Below are 16,783 nucleotides of genomic sequence, written 5' to 3' on the forward strand. Positions count from 1 at the left end.
TAAATGGCAAACAGAAAAATCCCCTCCGGTCAACAACGTTAAAATCATCTTAGGAGATGACCTTTTATCGTTGTCAATCATGAGGGGATACTATTATTTAGAACTTATGGAACATTTGTTCCTTAGATTTACAGACCTGTTACTTGAACCGGCGTATAACGGTCCGTCCTTGTACCGTCTCCAAGTTCGCGCCAATAGTTATGACCCCATGCCCATACCGTTCCGTCTGACTTTTGTGCCACAGTGAAAGTTCCACTCGCAGACACAGCCGTTACCCCACTTATGCCAGCTACCTGCACAGGGCTTAGATATGTCGAACCTGTCGTTCCGTCTCCCAGTTGGCCAAAATCGTTGTAACCCCATGCCCATAGCGTTCCGTCATTTTTAATCGCAAAGCTATGCTGCTCATCCGCCTCTACTACTTTTACGTTGCTCAGACCTGGAATCTGAACCGGAGTCGTATGACTCGTCGTAGTGCCGTCTCCGAATTGGCCGTCTGTATTATTGCCCCAAGCCCATACGGTCCCATCCGACTTTATGGCAAGACTGTGAGTGTCGCCAGCCGACACGTAGGATACATTACTGAGACCGGACACCTGCACGGGAGTTGACCGATTTGTTGTTGTTCCGTCTCCCAGTTGACTAGTAGAATTATAACCCCAAGCCCATACCGTTCCATCCGACTTTATGGCGAGGCTATGATAGCTTTTCGTTGAGATAGACACGATATTGCTGAGTCCTGATACCTGCACAGGCGTTGACCGATTCGTTGTTGTTCCATCTCCCAATTCACCGTAACCGTTACTCCCCCATGCCCATACCGTCCCATCCGACTTTAACGCTAAACTATGGTAGAAACCAGCTTCGACATCGATTACATCTGTTAAATTATTCACTTGAACCGGGTTGTTACGATTTATATATGTCGTGCCATCTCCCAGTTGACCAACACCGTTAGTTCCCCACGCGAATACGATGCCATCGCTGCGCAATGCCAAATTGTGGTGTTCATTTCCTGCAGAAACATCAATAATATTTTGCACAAGTGTGTTTTGAACGGCAACAGCGCTGCTGTTCTGACCTGGACCGGTGCCGAATTGTCCGAAGTTTGCATCACCCCAGGCCCATAAAGTATCATCTGCCTTTAAAAATAACGAATGCCCCAATCCTGTTGTCAGGACCGTCTTCAATTGAGGTGGATTGGTTGGGTTAGTTGGATTTGTTGGATTGCCCAGCGCTGTGCCAGCAGGTACGATTATCATTGCGAATACCATTGAGGTAAGTAGTGAAATAAATCCTTTTTTTCTCATCATCATTAAAATCCTCTCCTTCTCTTACTGAAATGAGTAGCGTGTTTAGTTCGAATAATAGATTGCATCGTTCTAGTTAAATTAACTCTCCTTTCCTATTAATACTAAAAATTGGTATAGTTTACATAAATAATAATACTATTTTATGAGTTTTATGCAACAGCGAAGATTGACAACATTTGTATGTAGATGTCGAAATGGATGAATTAATCATATAAAATTGATATATATGAGTTATGCAGTTGAAAATAAATTCTGATAAAAGCCAATACAAAGAAAAATACTTGACTTTTGAAATCACCATAATAATTCCGGATGATACCTTAACTACGGTATTACTTCTAATCTAACAGGTGATTTTACAATGACTGCCCATCAAAAACCGAAATTACGTGAATTACAGCTTAGCGAGTGTGGCGGCGTCCCTATCTTAGTACCCTTTGACATCTCATTACTCATAAATTCCTAGAGTCGAATTCGTATAATCGGGTGACCAAGGCACAGCCCATCATGCTGATCCGTAAAGTATTTAAACCGTTGACACGGCAGGCCGCAGTCGGTCTAGTATCGATTCCGATATCGTAATCAATCGCAGAGGGAAACAAGTGACCAAACAGAGATATGTTCGGATTGCTGCAATTGTCGCCATGCGTTTAAAGGAAGATGAGGCTTCTTCGAACGTTGAACAGCTAAACGACGAGTCTCCAGCTACCTACAAGGGTGCTTACCTTATCATTAGTAACCGCCATGACGCTCCAAAGGAAGCTTTGCAGACGTATGTTAAACGCTGGCGTATTGAAGTGTTTTTCGTACTGCGAAGCAAGAACTGGCGTTTGAAAAGTGCCACTCTGAATCCGAGACGCATCACCATGCTCATTTTGAGCTGCTGTTTACCGCAGAAACCTTGCTAGCTGTTGCTCTCTTCGAAATGAACAAAGAAAAACGAGTGATGATAAAGGCTGCTCCCACGTCGAAATGGTCCCCGGCCTTTTCCATACTCGTTGTCAAACCCGCACAAGAAACCACATGGGTCAAGAGCGAGTCTACGTTGATTTTGACATAGTAGTTAGGCGCTTTGCAAGACTTATTCGGTAATGTTGGCCACCGCATTATGTAATGCTTCTTTGGGATACAACGAAACCTCAGAACAACCAGTCGTTACCACGAAGTGCATAACTCATGACAATAAGTCTCACAAACTTCGTACTTGCATCCGAACCGTTAAACCTCGTTATAATTCTGTCGGGAATTCAGGTGGCATATGAGAAACACTGCTACTTGTAGACAAGCTTCATGAAAACAAGGGGCATTTAAAAATATCAAGAGGAAAATTTGTTCCTCTCTTTACTTTTTTGGGGGGGTGAAACGTAAAAAGACTCTATCCCGAAAGCTGGATTCTTCAAGAGAAAATTAATTCTGAATAGAATAGCTATTTTCATTTTAGGGAGGGGATTTTCTTATTTATACTTAGATTTGGATATTAAATATACGAATTATCATAATGGTCTTATGAATAATTGGAATGTACAGCTTAGAATGCCAATGATACCTGCTATTACTAATACAATATACAGTGTCTTATTTAATGGATTTGACATTAATTTCAAAACACCTGTAACTAGCAATAACACCGCACACGCCAAGCTTATGTATAAAATCCAACTACTCATTAAAATCTACCTCCAAATTTATTATTTTATGATCTAGCCCAAAGATAAAAAACAGGGGGAGTATATAGACCTCTAAAATAAACGCCTTTAAATCCTCCAATACTATCTGCTAAACCAATTGCTGAACTACCGAACCATAAAACGGCAGAAACAATACCTGTAATAAGTGCTGATCCTACAGTAATAATGCCAGCAGCTTGTAATGCTGCCGCTACAGCCGCTGTCCCTGCCCCAGCATTTAATCCATTAACAAGAACTGCTGTAGCATATTCTGATAAAGAAAGTTGCCATCCCCACCAGTATTGGTAAAAACCAATAGGTGGGCTATAGCTATCTGCTTTAGCAACATTATCATTAAAAGAAAGTGAATAAGTTTTTTCTCCCACTTCAAGAGATATTTCTTCGTCACTTTTGAGAGCATCTTTAAAGAAGGTATCGTATTCTACATAGTCAGTTTTGTTAGACTCAAGATTGCCCTTTTTTATATCTTTCTTTGAATAAACACGAAAATTTTCGTCTGTTGAAAAATAACCTTCGTTAACTAATTTATTAACATTGTTCATACTAAGCTTGAGATTATCAAGAATTTCTTGTTCTACTTTTGGTTTCCCTGTAATTTCAAAAGTCCCATCTGATTTTCTTTTCAGGTTGTTTTTCTCAATTTCTTTAATCGCTTTGTAGAGTTCCTTTTGCTGTTTGATATTTGCTTTTTCTTGTTGATTTGTTGGAGATGATGCAAAAGTAAGACTGTTAAAAGTAAGAGTTAAAATCATAGCAAATACTAACATTAAACTAATTTTTTTTTCAAAGCAAATAACCTTCTTTCCATTAAAGTAAAATCCCCTCCCCTAAAAAATCTTACAATATTATACTTTTTATGTCAATACATGGATATTTTTAAAAGTCAAAAAGTAAAATAAACAAACTTGACTTTTAGAATTCACCACAATAATTGCGAAGGATACCTTAACCAAGGTGTCACTTCAAATATGCAGGTGATTTTCCAATGAAAACGCTACAAAAATCGAAATATCGCGATTTATAGCTGAGTGAGTGTGCAGGTGCCCCTATCTTACGTACCCTTTGTGGACGTTTTGATATGTCGCTACTATTAACTCAGTCTGGCATGATGAAGCGCGGCGGAACGCCATCCTGGTTGCTAGATGTTGTGAATTTAGATGATACTCACTGTGCTCATCCATACGCGAAACAACTCCCGTTCTTATCCTGGCTTTTCGATCATTCTACGAAAACATACGCATGGTCGATGAATTTGGTCGTGGTTCAAGTTGTCTTGAAAAGTGGACTCAAGTATCCTTTGTTTTATTCTATTTGGCATAAGCCAGCTACCAGTGGTGAGGGCCCTTCGAAACTGGATCTCTCTAAACAAATGATCTTGATGCTGCGTGAATCTACAGCTTTATTTCGAAAGGAAATCGAGCCTCTTACTCGAAGAGAACGTTACGTGCCGCTTACGCCAGTCATGCTGATCCCTGAAGTGTTTAAACAGTTGACACGTCAGGCAGCATTCGGCCTAGTATCGATTGCGATTCCAGATATTTATATGAAGCAGCCCTATACCGTAACTAATAGCAAAGGGAAACAAGTGAGCAAACAGAGATATGTTCGGATTGCTGCGATTGTCGCCATGCGTTTAAAGGACGATGAGGCTTCTTCGAACATTGAACAGCTAGACGACGAGTCTCCAGCTACCTACAAAGGTGCCTGCCTCATCATTAGTAACCGCCATGACGCTCCAAAGGAAGCCCTACAGACGTGCGTGAAACGCTGGCGGATTGAGGTGCTTTTCCGCACTGCGAAGCAAGAACTGGCGTTTGAAAAGTGCCACTCCGAATCCGAGGCGCATCACCATGCTCATTTTGAGCTGCTGTTTACCGCAGAAACCTTGCTAGCTTTTGCTCTATTCGAAATAAACAAAGAAAAAACGAGTGATGATAAAGGCTGCACCCACGGCGAAATGGTCCGCGGCCTTTTCCATACTCGTTGCCAAACCCGCACAAAAAACCACATGGGTCAAGAGCGAGTCTAAGTTTATTTTGACACAGTAGTTAGGCGCTTTGCAAGACTTATTCGGTAATTTTGGCCACCGCATTATGTAATGCTTCTTTGGGCTACAACTAATCCTCAGAATAACCAGTCGTTACCACGAAGTGCATAACTCATGTGATATATCATCAGAAAACAATTTGGCGGTATGTATGAGATAGCGAGCGGACAGCCTTTTCAGGCGCCTTTAGGGCCGCAAAACAGCCCTATCTCCTTGAGCTTTAAAGATCTCCTCCTCCCTCCCCAGCTCGAAGCATATCTCGCCCAAACACAAAAAAGGCAAAGCGGGTTTCCCCGTCTTCGCCTTTTTCAAGTCAGTTATTATTTCCAAGCATTCAACTTACGAATAGCTGTAATAGCAGCATCAATCTCCCGCTCAATGGCGCCGGAAACGACATCCGTATGCGGGTCGTAAACTTCTCTTAAGTCGGCATCCGCATAGCCGTCTAATGCAACAATGGCTCCAGCACGCACGCCGCGAAGCGAGGCAATGACGTAAAGCGCGGCAATTTCCATCTCAACGGCAATCGCACCCGCTTGCTTGTACTTCGCATGAGGGAATTCCTCCACCCCTTGGAAAAAAGCATCCAAGGTGACCGTAATCCCTTTTTGAACCAAGCCGTCTGTCTCCTGCGCAGCTTCAAACAACGCGCGCACTACGTCCTGATCGGCTACCGCTGGAAAGCCAAGCGGAACTAACTGGCGTGTCAGCCCTTCTTCGCGTACCGCAGCAGTACTGACAACCAGGCTCCCAGGCGGCACATCCGCCGAGTAGGAGCCCGCTGTTCCAACACGAATCAAGGTCTTCACGCCGCCTTTAATCAGCTCTTCAAAGCAGACCGCTGCCCCCGGAGAACCTACGCCATGACTCACAACCGTAATGGGAATGCCGGAGGATTCGCCGACAAAAGTCCGGTATTCCCGGCTGAAGGCGAGCTCACGGACATTATCTAATTTGCGAGAAATGGCTTCCGCTCTGAAAGGGTCTCCACACACGATCGCATACGGAGCGAGGTCTTCTGAATTCACTTGTAAAATAGATAATCGCATATTAATCAAAATCCTTTCTTACCCATTCATCCTCGGGTATGGGAATAGCTTCCCCGGAGAAGCGCTGCTCCTCAAAGGGATCTGCAATATTATGGAAGCCGTTGCGTTCCCAGAACCCTTCGCGGTCTTCCTGCATAAACTCCAGGCCTTGAATCCATTTGGCGCTTTTCCAGAAGTAGAGATGAGGGACTACGAGCCGCAGCGGCCAGCCGTGCTTAGGCGTAAGCGGTTTGCCGTCAAACATCATAGCCAGCAGCACATGATCACCCATAAGATCAACCAGTGGAACATTGGTTTCGTAGTCGTTGTCTGCATGCAGCATGACATACTTGCCTTCCGGCTTAACATCAATAAGCTTAAGGAAATCACGGAAAAGTATGCCTTCCCAAACGGTATCCAGCTTCGACCACCGCGTCACACAATGGATATCGCATACGACCTGGGTACGAGGCAAAGCGAGCAGTTCTTCATAGCTAAAAGACTTTTCCTCGTTTACCTCGCCGAAAACACGCAGCGACCATGCCGCCATATCGTAATTGGGTACTTCACCTTCATGCAGAATAGGAAAACGATCCGTCACAACTTGTCCAGGCGGAACCCGGTGCACAAGCTCTTCCGGAATATCTACAGCGGGAATTTGCATGCGTTTAATACGCTCCGCTTTGCTGTCTTTTGCCATCTGTTCATCCTCCTAAGCGTTGATCTTATTAAGCCGCCTGCTTCATCCTTGCAGAAACAAGCTTTATCTCGAGCTGCCGTTTGCTTTCTGCGCGTCTGCCAAATAATTGCTTTTACGGAAAAAGAGCATAGCTAGCAAAGTCACGATGTAAGGCAGCATTTGTGTGAAATGCGTTGGTAAAGAAAACCCTTGCAGTCTTATACTGAAAGCATCCATTAAGCCAAATAGCAAACTGGAAGCCATAACACCGATCGGATTGGCTTGTCCCAGCATCGTAGCAACAAGCGCAATAAATCCTCTTCCGGCGGTCATCCCCTCGGTAAACATGGTCACTTGACCAAGCGACAGCTGAGCGCCTGCCAAACCGCATAGAACTCCGCAAATGAGCACGGCCAAGTACTGCATGCGATTTACCTTGATGCCAATGCTTTTGGCGGCTACAGGATTTTCACCAACTGCGACCAAGCGGAAGCCCAAAACGGATTTGAAAAGAAAATATTGAAGGGCGAAAACAAGGATGAAAGCCAGATAAACAAGTGGGGAATGCCCGGAAACAATACCGCCGATAACAGGAATATCCTGAATGTAAGGGATGTTCACTTTGGGCAGGCCAATCATATTTTTATCATAAAAGGCACCTTTTACGTGAAAAATTGCTTTTAAGCAAAAAGCAGTCAAGCCTAAGGCCAGAAAGTTAAATGAAATCCCGACAACGATCACATTGGCCTGCAATTGAATACTCATATAAGCGAAAACCAGTGAGAATAACATGGTTACGGCAACAGCGATTAGAACAGCTACATACACATTGCCGGTATAAAAATTACCTACGATGGCGGAGAAGGCGCCGACCAATACGAAACCTTCCAGACCCACATTGAACAAGCCGACTCTTGAACAGATCGCCCCGCCTAGTGCCGCAAGCAGGATTGGAGCTACCATTCGAATCATCGAGTTGAATAAAGACACATCAAGAAGATGCTGCATCGCTCTTGCCTCCTTTCCGTCGTTTCCATAGGGTGTAACTGAACTTGGCTGTGACAAACAGAATCAGCAAGGATTGAATGACACTGGAAATTTCCAGCGGAATGCTGGTATTACGCTCAACTCCCATGCCTCCGGTTTGCAGCGCAGCCAGAAGAACCGCAGCAACCGCTGTACCCAACGGATGGGCACCTGACAGCAATGTCGCCATAATGCCAGACCACGCATAACCCGGGTTCGAAATCATGCCATCGGTATACCTGTACTGCATGCCCAGAACCTCAATGGCTCCGGCAAGTCCAGCAAAACCACCGCTGACAAACATGCTGGTCAGCATCATTTTCCTTCTATTGACACCGCCGTAAGCCGCAAATAAGGGATTATATCCCAGCATGCGGATTTCATAGCCGGCCACTGTGTATTTAATAAATAAATAGAGCAGAATCGCGAGTCCGATCGCAATGATAAAGCCGGCATGTATGCTCATGCCTTGGAATAATTTGGGCAGCCACACCGCTTTATCCACCATCATCGTTTGGGCAAGCGCAGCTGAGCCTGTCTTGTCTTTGAGCGGATAAGCGACCAAATAACCAGCAAACAGCGCGGCAATATAATTGAGCAGCAGCGTTGTAATAATCAGATTCATCCGAAATTTGGCATCCAGCCAACCTGCAAACGCAGACCATATCCCACCCGCAGCAATACCGCCGAGTATGGCAACGAGCAATTTGAACAGCGGTGGTCCTGGTACATAAAGGGCAAGCAGTGCGCTGGATAAAGCGCCCAGAATCATTTGTCCTTCAGAACCCATATTGAAGAATCCAGCGCGAAAAGCAATGGAGACCCCAAGACCGACCAGGATCAGCGGTGTAGCCCGAGTCAATGTATTCGTCAAGAAGTAGAAGTTGCCGAATGCCCCTTTCCACATCTGCGCATACGTATCGGGGATGGACCCGCCAATTAACGCAATGGCAATCGCGCCACCTAATAATCCAATGATGACGGCAAGCAGCGGTTGCATCCAAGCGCTTATAGGCCATCCACGTTTAAGCATTTGAATCTCCTCCTGCCATCCATAAGCTAATTTGCTCTTCTGTTGCGTTCTCGGCAGATAATTCTCCGGCTATGCGCCCTTCGTACATAACAAGAATGCGGTCAGACAACTTGAGAATCTCCGTTAATTCAGAGGATACTAACAAAATAGCTCCCTGTTCGTCCCGTTTTCTAAGCAGTTCTTCATGAATAAGCTCCATAGCGCCGATATCTACGCCACGCGTTGGCTCTGCCGCAATTAAAAAAGGCTGATTCTGCGCAATTTCTCTAGCGACAATTAGCTTTTGCAGATTACCGCCAGATAAGTATTTTACCTTCGTATCCTGTGAGCCTGCTTTAATCTGAAACTGCTGAATGAACCGATCCACCATTTGCCGCAGCTCTTTTCCTTGCAAGAAGCCCGAGCGGCTTCGGGTTCTGTGATGGCCCATCGTACCGTTGTCCAGCACGGTGCCCTCTTTCGCCGCTCCCCATTGATACCGATCTTCCGGGACATGCGAAAGCCCAATCTCTCTAATTTCACGAACGGTACGTCCTGTCACATTTTGCCCCAAAAGATGAATTTCTCCTTGATCAATAGGCAGAAGCCCCGAAATTGCTTGAATGAATTCAGACTGCCCATTCCCCGAGATGCCGGCAATGCCAACGATTTCTCCGGCCTTGATTTGTAAATTCACGCGATCGAGCACCGGTTTGCCTTTGGCTCCAAGGATGGATATATCCTTCACTTGAAGAACTGTTTCACCAAGTTTCACTTCTCTTTTGGCAGATTCCAAGAGGTCTCTGCCTACCATCAATTTCGAGAGTTCTTCAACACTGGTTGCCGCAGCATCCAAGGTACCCGTGATCTTCCCGTCACGCAGAACAGTAACCCGATCGGCAATTTCCATCACTTCATGCAGCTTGTGCGTAATAATGATGAAGCTTTTGCCCTGATTCGCCAAGCTCCTCATGATGACTAGCAATTCCTTCGCTTCAAGCGGTGTCAGCACGCCGGTAGGCTCGTCCAAAATAATGATATCAGCGCCTTGATACAGCACCTTCAGAATTTCCACACGCTGCTGCAAACCAAGCGGACATTCGGCCACCTTCTTGTGCGGATCAATCGGCAAGCGATACTTGGCACATAGGTCCTCCACTTGCTGAACTGCCTTTTTGCGGTCAAATGCCATGCCTTTCTTGGGCTCGTTGCCAATCACGATATTTTCAGCCACGGTAAAAGAAGGAAACAGCATGAAGTGCTGATGCACCATGCCGATTCGATGGCGAATGGCTTCCGTTGGATTCGTAAATACAACTTCCTTGCCATTCAAAAGAATACTGCCTGCCGTAGGCTGCTCCATGCCGTACAAGATGCGCATTAGCGTTGTTTTGCCGGCACCATTTTCCCCGACTAATGCATGGATCTCACCTTGACGCAGCGAGAAATCAACGTTTGAATTCGCTGTTAAATTGCCATATGTTTTCGTTATTTGACGCATTTGAAGCAGCATAACGGTTATTCGCTCCTCTACCTAGACATGAGGAAACTGTTTACGTCACCGTAAACAGTTTCCATGGGCAATATGCGATTATTGTGCTAATTATTTGACTGGATTTTCTACTTTCACTTTACCAGAAACGATATCATCACGTATAGCTTTAACTTTCGTAATCACGTCTTGTCCAACAAACGGGCTAAGCGCTGATTTTGTATCTTTCGTTACGAAGGTAAGACCCACGCCATCTTCTTTCAAGCCATAATCAACGGAACCGAATTTGAAACTGCCGTTAACGAAGTCTTTGACGGTTTGGTAAGCAACAGCATCCGTTCCTTTTAATTGGGAAAGCACAATGTGCTCAGGATCTGTTACTGTACGGTCGATATCTTGTCCGGATGTATAGAAGCCTTTTTCTTTGGCTGCTTCAAAAACGCCGAGATCGCCTACTGCCGATGCGCCTGCAATAAAGTCTGCGCCTTGTGCAAATTGCGTCAACGCCAATTCTTTGGCCTTCGCTGGATCTGTGAAGGAGCCTACATAGTTAACGATGAACTTCGCGTTCGGGTTGGTTGCTTTCAAACCTTCTTGGAAACCAACTGTATATTTCTTGATAAGCGGGATGTCGACCGCTGCAACCATACCTACTACATTTTTCTTAGTAGCAAGACCCGCAGCTGCTCCTAATAGATAAGAAGCTTCATGCTCACGGAAGACGACGCTGCGAACATTCGGAAGATCAACAACAGTATCGATAATCGCGAAGGATTTCTTCGGATTCTCAGCAGCAACTTTTTTCAGCGCATCTTCGGATTCGAAGGAGCTTGTAATAATCAAATCATAATTATCTGCAACGGCAGCGCGCAGGTTTTGCTCAATTGCGCTTGCATCCGTAGATTCAACCGTTTTCACAACAACGCCAAATTCTTTACCTGCCTTTTTCACGCCTTCATCTTCTTGGGCAAAAAATGGATTCACACCGATCTTCTCTGGGGTAATCAGAATAACTTTTTTATCCGATTTCGCTGCAGGAGCTTTGGACGCCTCGGAAGTTGCCGGAGCATCCGATGTTTTGGGTGCAGCTGTGTCCGTTTTGGCAGTTGCGCAACCTGTCATCAGTACCGTTACGGCAAAAAGGGAAATTAATGCTTTTTTCATTATGTATCTCTCCTCTGTGTTTCTCCACGTATATTTAAAGACTCTGTAAAGATCCTACTAAATAACTCGGATTCAGTCAAACGTTTTATTTACTATTTTCGACAAAAAGCAACAAATGTGTGAATATCGTTTTGTAACAAAAATAGCATTGACACAAAGCTGTTTCCTTGTTATATTTCTATAAATCATACTATTCCTATAAGAATTGAAAAGACGGAGGATTGCTTCTATGAAACCTTTACACACATTAAAACTTGTACGCGCTGTTGCTTTGTCAGCTGTACTCGTGTCTTCCATTTCGGCCTTTAGCCCATCGGTGCTAGCCGCTGAATCCAGCAGTTCTGCTTCTACGCACAAGCAATATCTGAATGACCATTTCAACGTGCATTTGTCTTCAAATCTCACCAAAGGTGATTTCATTAACGCTGTTAACAGCATTCTTAAGCTGAAATCCAGCCAGTCCGCAAGCAAATTTACCGATGTGCCAAAAGATAGTCCTTATTATCAAGCTGCCCAAGCGCTAGCTGAAAAAGGCATTCTGACCGGAACCACCTTGCAAGGTGATGCTCCGCTTACAGAACTGCAAGCGGTTTTTATTGCCCTCAAAGCAGCTGGTCTGAAAGAACTGGCTTATACTTATAAAGAAGATAAAGTCCAAACAGCTTTAGATAAAGTACATATCGATTACAAAAGCAATGCATCGCTTAACCTGCAGGGCGCACAGGAGCTGGCAGCTGCGATTGACACCAATCTGCTTCCTTCGGATAGCTTCGCTTCCTTCCAATTGAATGCTCCAGCTGACAGCCGTTTTGCCGAGGAACTATTGGGCAAGGTGTTATCTTTCCAAGGTTTGGATAAAAATTATATCGGTACAACGACGGATGCTGATATTTTTGCCAAAGTGAACCAAGCTTGGAAAACGGAAGATCTGATTACAGCCAGCGAGTTGCGAGCCGTTTTCGATGACGCTTTGAAGAAAAACCTGGTCACAGGCTATAACTTGAAAGATGCGCGTTTTGATGCGAATTTCGATAAGAAGCTTTCCCTTACTTATGGTCATTCCGACATCACCCATGCTATTCAACTCATTGGCCTGCTCCGCAGCGAAAACATCCATGCCAAAGTTCAGCTAGAACCAAAAACTTCCGCCTTCATCTATTTGAAGGAATGGGGCGAGCCGACCCAATCCGACGACTATCAAGTTGTCCAAATCGAGAACGGCAACTTTATCGCCTATGCCAAAGAGTATGACATCGAATTCGAATTCGACAATGCTGAACAAAAAGATCAGTTCCAGCAAGTTATCCTCCAGTATGCCAAAAAGAACAGTGAAGATCAATCCGGTCTTATCTATTCCTCTTGGTGGCAGCCTCTCTACTATTCGTTAACTGAGATCAAAGACTACCAAGTGATCGCCAATAACAAAATCAGCAAAGGGCATTACTATGCGCAATCTTTCTCATTAAGCGATAAAGCTGCCGCTGTGGCAGAAGGCATTAAGAAGATTAACCCTAGTCTCACGGTTGATTCCTACAAGTTCTGGGTAAATGCGCCATTCTATCATTACTTGCTGGGTGATTTTAAATAAAACAAGCGAAGCAGGTAGAAAGTCTGATTGAAGAGCATGCCCCAAGGATTAACTTGGGGTATGCTCTTTGTGTTTGTTTTGGAGGGGGAAGAGAGTCCAACACTGAAACGGCTGGCTCGGAGGATAAGAGGCTGCGAATGGCGGCGGCTGTGGCAGAGAGAGCCACGCTCGAACAGAGAGAGCAGCTATTCGCTGCTGCTGACGCACTGAGATTGCCGAAATGGCAGGCTCAGCGGTAGATCAGCGGCTCTCTGCCTCTGAGACTGCCAAAAAGGCAGGCTCGCTATGGATTTGCAGCTATTCGCTGCTGCTGACGCACTGAGACTGCCGAAATGGCAGGCTCGGCGGTAGATCAGCGGCTCTCTGCCTCTGAGACTGCCAAAAAGGCAGGCTCCCTCTGGATTTGCAGCTATTCGCAGCTGCTGGTGCACTGAGACTGCCGCAAAACCCCAAAATAAAATAACCTTCATCACCACGAAGAACGTGGAAATGAAGGCTATTTACGCCACTTTCACATCAACTTACCGACCAGCCGTATCGACTTACACTTCTTCTGGATGATGCTGATGATGCTCCACTATGATCGCTGCTTCCATTAATTCTCGCATCACATCGGATTGCAGCTGTGGATTAATATACATCCCTTTGATAAACAGCTGCCCCTTTTCGCTGGACGTATACCTGGGCGGTATTTTATTTAGAACCAAAGCGAGCATGTCTTCTTTGCATTTATTGCAATCGCATTTTAATTCATAGCTTTTGCTAAACTCATCAAACATATTGACGACTATCGTTTCCATTGCATTAAAGAGTGCCATCCATTGTGCTCCTTCTTTTTTCTACTATGCAGTCTATTATACTGTATAAACGAGCATTCAAAAAGAAAGAAAAGAAGACCACGGTCATGCATGCCCGTGATCTTCTCCATATCCCTGTCTGCGGCATCACAATTTAGCGCGCAGCTACTTCAATGCGATAAATTCCTGATCCAAGCTCTACTTTGAGCGCGCCATCGCTTTCAACAACCGAAAGAATTTCCGCTGCTTGGCTCGCCGCTTGCCCATTAATTGTCGCTGTTGCTAGCGATGCGCCTCTGAGCGCAGCCACCCCCGTCGTGTTCGGCGGAAGTTCAAATTCATAGACCACAAGCCCTGCCTTCTCTTTCTTCCATTCACTCCGTATGGGACCGTAATCCGAATGGAAAGAAGCTTTGGCGTAATCAAGACCGGAATCTGTCCGCGGCCGGAACTGTACCCGCTTATAACCCGGCTCTTGATCATCTGAATCAAGGCCAGCCACCGTTCGATACAACCAATCACCGATAGATCCGTAGGCGTAATGGTTATATGAATTCATATCTGCACTCCAGAAGGAGCCGTCCGGTTTGATCCCATCCCAATGCTCCCAAATCGTCGTAGCTCCCTTGTGGACCGAATACAGCCAGGATGGATAATCTTCCTGAAGTACTAATTTAACAGCCACATCATGATAGCCGTTATCAGAAAGTACTTGGCACAGATATGGCGTACCGACGAACCCAGTCGTCAAATGATAATTCTGCTCGATGACATCATCAGCCAAGGTCCTTGCCAATCTATCACGTACGCTTCCGCTTACGAGTCCGAACATCAAAGGAAGAACATGTGCAGTCTGTGTATGTGCTGCCAAACGTCCACTAGGGGTGATGAATTCTTCCGTAAAGGCCGCTGTGATATGTGCATGCAGCTTACTGTATTCCGCAACATCTTCCGTGCGTCCCAGCACTTCGGCTGCTTTCACGAACAGCGATGTGGAGTACGCATAGAAACACGTGGCGATCAAATCTCTTGGCGTGGCCCCTACATAGCTGCCTTCTTTGGCATCAAGTCCCAACCAATCGCCGAAATGAAAGCCGGTATTCCACAGATATTCATTTTCACCTTGAATGCGCATGTAGGTAATCCAAGCTTTCATACTCTCATATTGCTCTTCCAAGACACGTTTATCACCATAGACTTGATACAGGGTCCAAGGACAAATAACCGCGGCATCCCCCCATGCTGATGAAGCATACTCTTCATCCCCAAGGACATGAGGAACAACGAAAGGAACAGCACCATCCTCTCGCTGGTCAGCCTTTAAATCACGCAGCCATTTGCTGAAAAACCGGGCAATGCCATAATGATAAGCGGCCGTCCGGATAAATACCTGGGCATCGCCTGTCCAGCCAAGGCGCTCATCCCGTTGCGGGCAATCGGTTGGTACGTCCAGAAAATTGCCTCTCTGCCCCCAAACAATGTTCTTCTGGAGTTTATTCAGGAGCGGATGGGAACATTCGAAGCTGCCTTTGGGCATCATATCCGTATGAATCACATGGCCAGTGAAGCGTTCGGCTTCAAAGGCAGCATCCTGCGGCCAGCCTTCCACCTTGACATAGCGGAAGCCTTGGAAAGAGAAATGAGGCTCATAGCTCTCCTCACCGCCTCCCTTGCACATATAAGTGACCGTTTGCTTGGCTGAGCGTAAATTGGCCGTATAGAAGTTTCCGTCTTGATCCAATACTTCCGCGTGAAACAACTGGATGCATGTTCCAGCGGGAAGGTCTAATCGCATATGGACTTTCCCTACCATATTCTGTCCGAAGTCCAAGACCGTTTCTCCCGAAGGTGTCACAAGTACTTCTACTGGCGGCAAACTTTCGATTACCCGCATAGGCTCGCTCTCTTGCATCACAAGTATGCTCTTCGGATGAGCTAACAACGCAACAGCCGACCAGGATTCCTCACTGTAGACAGGCAAACTCCAATCTACTAATTCTAAGGCAGCCTCGTAAGTCTCACCGTGATAAAGTTCAGACATTCGAATCGCACCCGTCGAAGCTCGCCATGAATCATCGCTCACGATGACTTCTGAAGTCCCATCTGCGTAATCAATATGCAGTTGAAGCAGCAAGGCTCTGCGGTCTCCGAAAATATTGTGTTGATCCTTCCACGCCAAATTTCCTTTGTACCAGCCATTAGCCAGTACAGCACCAATCGTATTGCTCCCCTCTTGCAAAAGAGAGTCCGTCACCTCATAAGCCTGCACCTGCAAACGGTGCCGATAGCTGGTCCAACCTGGCGTGAACTCCAGATTCCCTACTCGCGCACCATTAAGCTCGAGCTCGTATAAGCCCAAACTGGTCGCGTATATCATCGCTTTATGGATCTGTTTCTGAACTGCAAATGTTTTCCTCAAATAAAAAGCTGCTTTATCTTGCGGATCAATAAAAGCGGCATCAGGCGTAATCCACTGAGCAGTCCAATCCCGTTCCGAAAGCATGCCCATCTCCCAGAAGCCGTACGGCTCCATCCCATCTCAAGCCCGTTCTGATCCCATGCGTTAATGCGATAGTAGTAGCGTTGTCTTGACCTTAATTCCTCACCTTGGTAAACGACTAGAACCGATTGGCTGGATTGCACCACCCCGGAATCCCATTGCAAATGACTTGCATTGAAACAATTCGCGACATCCGACACTTGAATATGGTACGCTGATTGCAATGTTTGCTTTTTGTCCGTAATGATCTGCCAAGTAAACCGCGGAGCGCGCGTATCCAAGCCAACAGGATTCACCAAGTATTCGCAGGTTAAATTCGTAATACGGGGTATCGTCATCAAGATTTTGCCTCCTGCACCTTCGAAAGTGTGCCTCGGAATTCCTATCCGAAAAGCACCTGATATGTCCTATTTTAGTGGAATCATGCTTTCGATAGGAGGGCTGATTTC

14 protein-coding genes are annotated in these 16,783 nt (G+C 45.6%); 3 read left to right on the forward strand and 11 right to left on the reverse strand.

Annotated elements, in window-relative coordinates; all coding sequences use genetic code 11:
* Positions 1–128: 128 nt before the first annotated feature.
* Positions 129–1,316, reverse strand: a complete 1,188-nt coding sequence (locus BC351_RS09725) for an RCC1 domain-containing protein (RefSeq protein WP_079411239.1) — start codon at positions 1,314–1,316, stop codon at positions 129–131.
* A gap of 599 nt (positions 1,317–1,915) precedes the next feature.
* Between BC351_RS09725 and BC351_RS41480 the strand changes: the two genes are divergently transcribed.
* Positions 1,916–2,221, forward strand: coding sequence for a hypothetical protein (locus BC351_RS41480; RefSeq protein ID WP_144028332.1), 306 nt, complete (start codon positions 1,916–1,918; stop codon positions 2,219–2,221).
* A gap of 785 nt (positions 2,222–3,006) precedes the next feature.
* On the opposite strand, the gene BC351_RS09740 is transcribed toward BC351_RS41480, so the two are convergent.
* Entirely contained in the window at positions 3,007–3,768 is a 762-nt protein-coding gene (locus BC351_RS09740; protein WP_079411243.1) for a hypothetical protein, read from the reverse strand.
* Positions 3,769–4,079: 311 nt separating this feature from the next.
* Here BC351_RS09740 and BC351_RS41485 point away from each other — a divergent pair, with 311 nt between their 5' ends.
* Complete coding sequence (locus tag BC351_RS41485; protein WP_144028333.1) at positions 4,080–5,030, forward strand: transposase; 951 nt, start codon at positions 4,080–4,082, stop codon at positions 5,028–5,030.
* Positions 5,031–5,368: 338 nt separating this feature from the next.
* On the opposite strand, the gene BC351_RS09750 is transcribed toward BC351_RS41485, so the two are convergent.
* The 6 genes from BC351_RS09750 to BC351_RS09775 all read right to left on the reverse strand — a co-directional run bounded on the left by BC351_RS09750 (position 5,369) and on the right by BC351_RS09775 (position 11,449).
* On the reverse strand, positions 5,369–6,097 hold the full coding sequence (locus BC351_RS09750) for a nucleoside phosphorylase (RefSeq protein ID WP_079411245.1): 729 nt from the start codon (positions 6,095–6,097) through the stop codon (positions 5,369–5,371).
* A gap of 1 nt (position 6,098) precedes the next feature.
* The gene (locus tag BC351_RS09755) at positions 6,099–6,776 is read right to left on the reverse strand and encodes a sulfite oxidase-like oxidoreductase (RefSeq protein ID WP_079411247.1); all 678 of its coding nucleotides are present in this window, start codon (positions 6,774–6,776) and stop codon (positions 6,099–6,101) included.
* Between the two features lie 63 nt (positions 6,777–6,839).
* Complete coding sequence (locus BC351_RS09760; RefSeq protein WP_079411249.1) at positions 6,840–7,763, reverse strand: ABC transporter permease; 924 nt, start codon at positions 7,761–7,763, stop codon at positions 6,840–6,842.
* Positions 7,747–8,814 carry an ABC transporter permease gene (locus BC351_RS09765; protein ID WP_079411251.1) on the reverse strand — a complete coding sequence of 356 codons (1,068 nt, stop codon included), beginning with the start codon at positions 8,812–8,814 and terminating at the stop codon, positions 7,747–7,749. The genes BC351_RS09760 and BC351_RS09765 overlap by 17 nt, the downstream gene beginning before the upstream one ends.
* Positions 8,807–10,306, reverse strand: a complete 1,500-nt coding sequence (locus BC351_RS09770) for an ABC transporter ATP-binding protein (RefSeq protein ID WP_079411253.1) — start codon at positions 10,304–10,306, stop codon at positions 8,807–8,809. Before BC351_RS09770 ends, BC351_RS09765 begins: the two co-directional genes overlap by 8 nt.
* A 90-nt stretch (positions 10,307–10,396) precedes the next feature.
* The gene (locus tag BC351_RS09775; RefSeq protein WP_079411255.1) at positions 10,397–11,449 is read right to left on the reverse strand and encodes a BMP family protein; all 1,053 of its coding nucleotides are present in this window, start codon (positions 11,447–11,449) and stop codon (positions 10,397–10,399) included.
* Between the two features lie 229 nt (positions 11,450–11,678).
* Between BC351_RS09775 and BC351_RS09780 the strand changes: the two genes are divergently transcribed.
* A complete protein-coding gene (locus tag BC351_RS09780) occupies positions 11,679–13,037 on the forward strand; it encodes an S-layer homology domain-containing protein (protein ID WP_079411257.1) in 1,359 nt (452 codons plus the stop codon).
* Positions 13,038–13,579: 542 nt separating this feature from the next.
* Here the strand turns inward: BC351_RS09780 and BC351_RS09785 are convergent.
* The 3 genes from BC351_RS09785 to BC351_RS43295 all read right to left on the reverse strand — a co-directional run bounded on the left by BC351_RS09785 (position 13,580) and on the right by BC351_RS43295 (position 16,672).
* A complete protein-coding gene (locus tag BC351_RS09785) occupies positions 13,580–13,855 on the reverse strand; it encodes a late competence development ComFB family protein (RefSeq protein ID WP_079411259.1) in 276 nt (91 codons plus the stop codon).
* A 133-nt stretch (positions 13,856–13,988) separates the two neighbouring features.
* Positions 13,989–16,337, reverse strand: coding sequence for an alpha-L-rhamnosidase (locus BC351_RS09790; protein WP_244208940.1), 2,349 nt, complete (start codon positions 16,335–16,337; stop codon positions 13,989–13,991).
* Positions 16,250–16,672, reverse strand: a complete 423-nt coding sequence (locus BC351_RS43295; RefSeq protein WP_482811862.1) for a glycoside hydrolase family 78 protein — start codon at positions 16,670–16,672, stop codon at positions 16,250–16,252. The genes BC351_RS09790 and BC351_RS43295 overlap by 88 nt, the downstream gene beginning before the upstream one ends.
* Positions 16,673–16,783: the final 111 nt, after the last annotated feature.

It is taken from the genome of Paenibacillus ferrarius (assembly GCF_002027705.1).
GTDB lineage: Bacteria > Bacillota > Bacilli > Paenibacillales > NBRC-103111 > Paenibacillus_E > Paenibacillus_E ferrarius.

What these genes read in the sequence shown, in the direction of transcription:
- BC351_RS09725 (WP_079411239.1), bottom strand. Translation starts at nt 1,316, where the DNA reads ATGATGATGAGAAAAAAAGGATTTATTTCACTACTTACCTCAATGGTA.
- BC351_RS09740 (WP_079411243.1), bottom strand. Translation starts at nt 3,768, where the DNA reads ATGTTAGTATTTGCTATGATTTTAACTCTTACTTTTAACAGTCTTACT.
- BC351_RS41485 (WP_144028333.1), top strand. Translation starts at nt 4,080, where the DNA reads ATGTCGCTACTATTAACTCAGTCTGGCATGATGAAGCGCGGCGGAACG.
- BC351_RS09750 (WP_079411245.1), bottom strand. Translation starts at nt 6,097, where the DNA reads ATGCGATTATCTATTTTACAAGTGAATTCAGAAGACCTCGCTCCGTAT.
- BC351_RS09755 (WP_079411247.1), bottom strand. Translation starts at nt 6,776, where the DNA reads ATGGCAAAAGACAGCAAAGCGGAGCGTATTAAACGCATGCAAATTCCC.
- BC351_RS09760 (WP_079411249.1), bottom strand. Translation starts at nt 7,763, where the DNA reads ATGCAGCATCTTCTTGATGTGTCTTTATTCAACTCGATGATTCGAATG.
- BC351_RS09765 (WP_079411251.1), bottom strand. Translation starts at nt 8,814, where the DNA reads ATGCTTAAACGTGGATGGCCTATAAGCGCTTGGATGCAACCGCTGCTT.
- BC351_RS09770 (WP_079411253.1), bottom strand. Translation starts at nt 10,306, where the DNA reads ATGCTGCTTCAAATGCGTCAAATAACGAAAACATATGGCAATTTAACA.
- BC351_RS09775 (WP_079411255.1), bottom strand. Translation starts at nt 11,449, where the DNA reads ATGAAAAAAGCATTAATTTCCCTTTTTGCCGTAACGGTACTGATGACA.
- BC351_RS09780 (WP_079411257.1), top strand. Translation starts at nt 11,679, where the DNA reads ATGAAACCTTTACACACATTAAAACTTGTACGCGCTGTTGCTTTGTCA.
- BC351_RS09785 (WP_079411259.1), bottom strand. Translation starts at nt 13,855, where the DNA reads ATGGCACTCTTTAATGCAATGGAAACGATAGTCGTCAATATGTTTGAT.
- BC351_RS09790 (WP_244208940.1), bottom strand. Translation starts at nt 16,337, where the DNA reads ATGCTTTCGGAACGGGATTGGACTGCTCAGTGGATTACGCCTGATGCC.
- BC351_RS43295 (WP_482811862.1), bottom strand. Translation starts at nt 16,672, where the DNA reads ATGACGATACCCCGTATTACGAATTTAACCTGCGAATACTTGGTGAAT.